The sequence below is a fragment of the Mycobacterium sp. 852002-51057_SCH5723018 genome, from assembly GCF_001667035.1.
Classification (GTDB): domain Bacteria; phylum Actinomycetota; class Actinomycetes; order Mycobacteriales; family Mycobacteriaceae; genus Mycobacterium.
In genome coordinates this window covers 1-1,290 of record NZ_LZIR01000072.1, presented here as the reverse complement: position 1 = coordinate 1,290, position 1,290 = coordinate 1, and the positions used below count along the sequence as shown (strand labels likewise).

The 1,290-nt window shown below is 77.1% G+C and carries 1 pseudogene; it reads right to left on the bottom strand.

From position 1 onward, the window contains the following. Window positions 1–1,290: pseudogene (locus tag A5764_RS28880) on the bottom strand (PE family protein); the annotation flags it as partial.

The following is a 1,290-nucleotide window of genomic DNA, read 5'->3' as shown; positions in this document are numbered from 1 at the left end:
GGCGGGTGCTGATCCCGCCTTCCCCGCCGGCGCCCCCATAACCGGCGAGCATGCCGGCGTTGCCGCCGGCTCCGCCGTTACCCCCGACAAGGTCGCCGAGTCCCCCTGCCCCGCCGTCTCCGCCGCCGGCTCCGGCCAGCGCGCCGAGCAGCCCGCCGGTCCCACCGGCCCCTCCGGCACCGCCGGTGAAGTGGCTGTTTCCGCCAACCCCACCGGCGCCGCCGGCACCGAACAGCCCGCCGGCTCCGCCGGTCCCGCCGGTCCCACCGTCGCCGACGATCGAGAAGCCGCCGGTGCCGCCGGACCCACCGTTGCCGGACAAAAGCCCGCCGGTCCCGCCAACGCCGCCGACCCCGCCGACTAGACCATTGGCACCGATGGTGTTCGAGCCGCCGGCACCGCCGGCGCCGCCGGTTCCCACCAGTCCAGCAGCCCCGCCGGCGCCGCCGTTTGCGCCTATCGCGCCCGCGCCCGCCCCGCCAGCGCCGCCGTCACCCAGCAACCACCCGCCGGGCATGCCATTTAGCCCAGAGCCTGGCGCCGCGTTGGTGCCATTGCCGATCAGCGGGCGCCCAGTAAGCGCCTCGACGGGACCATTGACTCCGTTAAATGCCGGCTGCAGCGGGGATGCGGTGCCGTTGAGGCCGGTGCCGCCGATGGCGGGGCCAAACCCGCCGTTGCCGCCGTTGCCGGCGGTGCCCATCAGCCCGGCGTTGCCGCCGTTGCCGCCGGCACCACCTGTTGTTAGGCCCTCTCCACCAGCCCCGCCGGCACCGCCGTCGCCCACCAGGAGACCGGCGTTGCCGCCCGTCCCGCCGGCCCCGCCCGTGATTTCACTGGCTCCGCCGATCCCGCCCATGCCGCCGTAGCCAAACAGCAGGCCGGCGTTGCCGCCCGCTCCGCCGGTCCCGCCGGTAACGTCGCTGGCTCCGCCTGCCCCGCCGGCCCCGCCGCTGACAAAGGACAGCAGGCCGGCGTTGCCGCCCGCTCCGCCGGCCCCGCCGCTACCGCCGGCGGGGCCGCCGCCGAATCCGCCTGCTCCGCCGGTGCCGGCGGCGCCGAACAGCAGGCCCGCATTGCCGCCCGCTCCGCCACCGCCTCCGGTGGTGCCGCCGAATCCGCCTGCCCCGCCTGCGCCGCCCGGACCGGCGAGCATACCGGCGTTGCCGCCGACGCCGCCGACCCCGCCGGTGACGTTGCTGTATCCGCCGGAACCGCCGTTCCCGCCGCCCGCCCCGAAGAGCCCGCTGAGCAACCCGCCGGCCCCGCCGGTGCCTATCAGCCCTGCGG